This is a genomic window from Bacillota bacterium (genome assembly GCA_036504675.1).
Classification (GTDB): Bacteria; Bacillota; Sulfobacillia; order JAJYWN01; family JAJZPE01; genus DASXUT01.
Window position 1 is genome coordinate 1 of the sequence record DASXUT010000142.1, and the last position, 5,196, is coordinate 5,196.

At 68.1% G+C, this 5,196-nt stretch carries 7 protein-coding genes; all 7 read left to right on the forward strand.

From position 1 onward, the window contains the following. Window positions 1-982: tRNA (adenosine(37)-N6)-dimethylallyltransferase MiaA (gene miaA / locus VGL40_09680; protein ID HEY3315527.1), on the forward strand; the 982-nt coding region annotated here is incomplete at its 5' end. Between the two features lie 45 nt (window positions 983-1,027). Further along, complete coding sequence (hfq, locus tag VGL40_09685; protein ID HEY3315528.1) at window positions 1,028-1,282, forward strand: RNA chaperone Hfq; 255 nt, start codon at window positions 1,028-1,030, stop codon at window positions 1,280-1,282. A 168-nt stretch (window positions 1,283-1,450) separates the two neighbouring features. Further along, window positions 1,451-2,482, forward strand: a complete 1,032-nt coding sequence (locus VGL40_09690; GenBank protein HEY3315529.1) for an AAA family ATPase — start codon at window positions 1,451-1,453, stop codon at window positions 2,480-2,482. A gap of 2 nt (window positions 2,483-2,484) precedes the next feature. Then, complete coding sequence (locus VGL40_09695) at window positions 2,485-3,120, forward strand: GTPase (GenBank protein ID HEY3315530.1); 636 nt, start codon at window positions 2,485-2,487, stop codon at window positions 3,118-3,120. Beyond that, window positions 3,101-3,745 carry a hypothetical protein gene (locus VGL40_09700; GenBank protein HEY3315531.1) on the forward strand — a complete coding sequence of 215 codons (645 nt, stop codon included), beginning with the start codon at window positions 3,101-3,103 and terminating at the stop codon, window positions 3,743-3,745. The genes VGL40_09695 and VGL40_09700 overlap by 20 nt, the downstream gene beginning before the upstream one ends. After that, window positions 3,723-3,992 (forward strand): hypothetical protein, encoded by a 270-nt coding sequence (locus VGL40_09705; GenBank protein HEY3315532.1) that lies wholly within the window; start codon window positions 3,723-3,725, stop codon window positions 3,990-3,992. The genes VGL40_09700 and VGL40_09705 overlap by 23 nt, the downstream gene beginning before the upstream one ends. Before the next feature lie 87 nt (window positions 3,993-4,079). Then, on the forward strand, window positions 4,080-5,000 hold the full coding sequence (locus VGL40_09710) for a hypothetical protein (protein ID HEY3315533.1): 921 nt from the start codon (window positions 4,080-4,082) through the stop codon (window positions 4,998-5,000). The last annotated feature ends 196 nt before the right edge of the window (window positions 5,001-5,196 follow it).

The following is a 5,196-nucleotide window of genomic DNA, read 5'->3' on the forward strand; positions in this document are numbered from 1 at the left end:
GGCCGACAGGATCCCGCTCCTGGCCCTGGTCGGACCGACGGCGGCGGGCAAGACCAGGCTCGCCGTGGACCTGGCCCTCTTCGGCCGGGCAGGCCGCGGGCCGGTCGGGGAGGTCATCTCGGGTGACTCTATGCAGGTCTACCGGGGCATGGATATCGGCACGGCGAAGCCGGCCGCGGCCGAACGTCGGGGCGTCCCCCACCATTTGCTCGACGTCCTCGACCCGTGGGAGGACTTCAGCGTGGCCCGTTTCCAGGGGCTCGTCCTGAGGGCCGCGGGCGAGGCCTGGGCCCGGCGTCGCCTGCCCATGCTGGTCGGCGGGACCGGGCTTTACGTCAAGGCGGTCGTCGACAACTACGCCTTCCCTCCGGAGGCCACCGACTGGGGTCTCCGGGCGGCCCTGACCGAGGAGGCCGAGCGGGAAGGCGGCCCGGCCCTTCACGCCCGACTGGGGGCGATCGACCCGGCGGCCGCCGCCCGCATCCATCCCCACGACGTCAGACGGGTGGTCCGGGCGCTCGAGGTCGCGGCGAGGGCGGGGCGGCCCATCTCCGAGGACATCGCCCTGACCTCGGCCGGGGCCAGCCCCTACGACGTCCTGATGGTCGGGGTCGACGCCGATCGAGACGAGCTGTACGGGCGGATCGATCGGCGGGTGGACCTGATGGTCTCCGCCGGGCTGGTCGACGAAGTGCGTCGGCTGGCGGCCGGGCCGGGCTTCGGAAGGACGGCTTCGCAGGCCCTTGGGTACAAGGAGATCAAGACCTACGTGGACGGACGGGCCGACCTGGATGAGGCGGTGGCGATCCTCAAGCGGAACACCCGCCGCTTCGCCAAGCGTCAGTTGACCTGGTTCAGAAACGACCCCCGGGTGGTCTGGTTCAACCTGCCCCCGGGAGGATCGGATGCCCCAGACTACCCCGACGTGGTGGGAGAAATTGCCAGCTTGGTTGCCCAAAAGTGGAAATGGGTGTATAATTAGGTTCACGCGGGAAAGATAGCAACGAGATTTGGAGGGCGATGCTCGATGACCAAGTCCCCAATCAACCTTCAAGATGCCTTCCTCAACCAGGTCCGGAAAGACAACGTCCCGATCACGATGTACCTGGTCAACGGGGTGCAGTTGAAGGGCATGGTCAAGGGCTTCGACAACTTCACCGTCATCCTCGAGAGCGACGGCAAGCAGTCCCTCGTCTATAAGCACGCGGTGTCGACAATCACCCCGGCTCGCCCGATCAGCAACTTTATGAACGAGCTCCGCAAGGAAGCCGAACAGGCCTGACCCCGCCGGCAAACAAGGCCCTGACCCCCGGGAACGCCCCGGGGGTTTTTGTTTTCCCCGGGTCTGGATGAACGGTGCGTGGAGGGGCCGAGCGGCCGCCTGCACGTATAATGGTACTGCGCTTTTCGAGCCGGGCGGGGGTCGGCGTCGGGGAGGTGGGCGGGGACGATGACCAGGGCGGCGTCGCCGGGACAGGGGCCGAGGGATGGCGGGGCGGGCCGGACGGTCGAGGTGATGACCCTGGTCGAGGAGGGGAAGATCACCGCCGCCCGCGCTTTGCTGTTGCTTGGGAGCGGCGACGGGGAGCGAGCGGCCGGGGCGCCGGTGATCGAGCGCCCGGTGACCTCACCCGAGATCGATCAGGTCATGAAGGAGCTCGATGGGCTGGTCGGGCTGGCGAAGGTCAAGCGCCTGGTCCTGGGGATCAAGGCTTTCATCGAGGTCCAACGCTTCCGAGCCCGCGAGCACCTGGCCACCGAGCCCCTGGTCCTGCATATGGTGTTCAAGGGCAACCCCGGGACCGGCAAGACCACGGTGGCCCGGATCCTCGGCCGGATCTTCAAGGAAGTCGGCGTCCTGCAGAAGGGACACCTCTGTGAGGTCGAACGGGCCGATCTGGTCGGTGAGTATATCGGGCACACCGCCCAGAAGACCCGCGAGCAAATCCGCCGGGCCATCGGCGGTATCCTCTTCATTGACGAGGCCTACTCACTGGCCCGGGGCGGGGAGAAGGATTTCGGCAAGGAGGCCATCGACACGCTGGTCAAGGCGATGGAGGACCACAAGGACGAGTTGGTCGTCGTCCTGGCCGGCTACCTTCGGGAGATGGACTACTTCTTGCGGACCAACCCCGGGCTGAAGTCACGGTTCCCCATTCACATCGAGTTCCCGGACTTCACCCTCGAGGAACTCCTCAAGATTTCCGACATCATGCTGGACAAACGGGAGTACGTGGCCTCGCCGGAGGCCCGGGAGGCCCTGGCCGAGCACCTGCGGGCGGGGGTGGCCGGGGCCGACGATAACGCCGGCAACGCCCGTCTGGTGCGAAATGTCATTGAGCGCGCCATCCGCTGCCACGCGGTCAGGCTGACCGGTCGCGAGCGGGGCGACGCCGGCCTGTTCAGCCGGCAGGACCTGATGCTTATCATCCGGGAAGATGTCCTGGCGGCCATCGCCGAGGGCCGGGAAACGGGGGGCTGAGGGTGGGCAGGGACTGCAATGCCAAGCGATTCGTCGTCGTCGGCCAGGCCAACGTCGGCAAGACCCTCTTCGCCCTCCGTTTCGCCGAGTACCTGGGCGCTCGGAGCATCGTCATCCGGCGGGCCGAAGGCGACGGGGTGGAGCGGCGCCTGGTCTACTCAGCCGAAGGAGCCCGCCGAGAGTTGGTCTCTGAAGTCCCCCATCAGACGCTCGCGGCTCATTCACTGGTCCTGGAGGTCCGGTCAGGGAAGGCCGTGCGTCCGCTGACGATGATCGATACCCCCGGGCTGGCCGACCACATCGACCAGCGCCAGGAGGTCCGCCGGGCGATGGCCGCCTCTCTTCGGCTCCTTTACGAGGCCGACGTCGTCGTTCACCTGGTCGACGCCTCCCGCGCGGGCGCGCCGGGCACCGCCGCGGCCCCCGGTATCCCCGGCGAGATCGACTATCAGATCGCCAGGTTCGCGCGGTTCAGACCGGGCTACGTGATCCTGGCCAACAAGATGGACCTACCGGCGGCGGCGCTCGGGCTGAAAGCCCTCCGGGAGACCTTTGCCGGTGACTACCTGGTACCCATATCGGCCCTGAAATCCACCGGGTTCGATGAGGTGAAAGCCTTTGTTCGGCGCCATCTTTGAGCCAGGCGGGGCCGCCCTCTTGGCCGCGGCTCGCCAGATAACCGCGGTCGCCCTCGCCGCCCTGGCGGTCAAGCTGCTCGATGACTTCCTCGACCAGGACGGCGCGGAACCCGACCGGGCCAGGCCAGTCTATGCCCTGCTGGCCCTGAGCGTCGCCACCGTCCTCGCCCCGGGGCTGTCACTCTCCCTCTTCCTTGCCGCCTATGCCCTCGGCATGCTGGGGGAGCTTGGCCGGCCCTTCCCGAGCGGGCTTTCGGGATGGCAGGAGATGGCCGTCGTGACCGTCCTCGGACTGCTGCTTCTCGGTTGGCGGGAGATGCTCGGGTCGTTGCTCTTGATGGGCGGGGTCCAGGTGGGCGACGACCTGATCGACTGGTCGGCCGACCGCGGCGCCGGCCGGCGATCCCTGGTCGCCCGGTGGGGTCTCGGCGAAAGCCTCTTTGTCCTGACCATCGCCTTCGTTCTCGGGTGGTGCCTCGCGCCCGTCAAGACCACCCTGGTCGGGGCGGTCAGTGCCGGCCTTTGGTGGACCGAGCAAGTCTCGGCCAGGTCGAAACGCGGGTCCCCGGCCGATGGAGTCGACTGGGGGGGAAGGCGTGACGATGACCCCGTTCACCCAGACTGAGGTGATCCTGCTGGCGGTCTTGGCCGCCGCCGGGCTCGGCTATGCCGTAGGCCGCCGAATCGGCCGGCTCCAGGGGCGTTCCGAGGGACTCGCCTCCGCCCCTGTGGTCCTCCGGATCGGCGCGTTCGAGGCGGGGTTCTGCCCGATCTGCGGCCAACCGGCCGCGGCAGCAGGCCCGGATGTCGTGGAACTCGGCGGGCCGCACCCTTTGGATGGCGCGAGACCTGGTCCGCCATCCCGGGAATGAAGCCTCGACCGACGCGTTCATACTACTCGTGAACCAAACGTCAAGGCCCCTCTCCTTGACGACGGTCACGGGAAGGACTGATCGCGGGTGCTGCCAAGTCGACGCCAAGCCAAACGGCATGCCCAGCCGCCCATCACCCGGTGGGCGGGAGACCTGGTGGGCACGGTCCGGGCGGCGGTCGTCCGCCGGCGCTCCGCCATAACCTTCATGGCTGCCGTCGTCCTGGCCGGCATGCTGCTGACCGCCGTCCGCTCGGGCGATCTCGCCGGGGTCCTGGCCGTCGTCCTGCTGGCTTCTCTGGTCGCCCTGGCCCTGGATTCGTTCGGCCGGCGACGGTGGTTGCCCGGGTTCGGCGGCAATACCGACTGGCCGATCGGACTGGGTCTGGCCGCCTATGTCATGATTGCCGGCCTGCTCTATGGCGCCGGGGCGCAGTTGCTCCCGCCCGGCCATCCCCCGGGCCAGGGCCCGGCCCACGACCCCCGGCAGACCGGGGCCCTTCAAGGAACGCCCGCCCTTCCTCGGGTCACCGTGACCAGCACGGGTGAGCCCCAGTTCATCGCAACGGTGGTCGGCATCGGCGGTCCGGATCGGATCATCATTGATGGTGACGAGCTCATCGAGCTCGACGGAGTCATCTCGGTCGCCGCCGATGACCCTGCCCTGTCTCAGGTCCTGGACCAGGCCGTCTCGACCCTCGAGACGCTGGTCCTCGGTCGGGTCGTCACCGTGGAGGTCTGCAACCCCGGCCCGCCGCTCCCCCCGATCGACCCCGGCAGGACCCCGGTCTGGCGGGCCAAGGTGTTCGTCAAGAGACCGGCTGACGGCCTTGAAGTGTCGGTCAACGAGGCCGTCGGGCAAATCCTGTCGCTGCCCATGGCCCGGCCGTCTCCCGGCCCGAATGGGGGCACCCAAAATGGGACAGGCCGGTCCGACGACCAGGGACGCGGCAAGGGACAGACCAGCCCCGGCAACCCGCCCCGACGTCCCCCCGCCAAGTCGGAATAGGTCGGTGGCAGCTGTCCAGGGTCCCCGCGGGCGGCCTGACTCGGGCACGGCGCGCGGACGGGTGTGAGTAAAGTTAATGTTGGTCTGAAGTAGGAGACCTGGGCAGAAAGAGGGACGAGAGGGTTCCTCTCCGAAGTGTTTGGTTGCGAGCACAAACACAAGTAGGAGGGGTGGACCTCTCGCCCATGGCACAATT

Bases quoted from the DNA above. Each gene is read 5' to 3' on its own strand.
- hfq (HEY3315528.1), top strand. From the start codon at position 1,028: ATGACCAAGTCCCCAATCAACCTTCAAGATGCCTTCCTCAACCAGGTC.
- VGL40_09690 (HEY3315529.1), top strand. From the start codon at position 1,451: ATGACCAGGGCGGCGTCGCCGGGACAGGGGCCGAGGGATGGCGGGGCG.
- VGL40_09705 (HEY3315532.1), top strand. From the start codon at position 3,723: ATGACCCCGTTCACCCAGACTGAGGTGATCCTGCTGGCGGTCTTGGCC.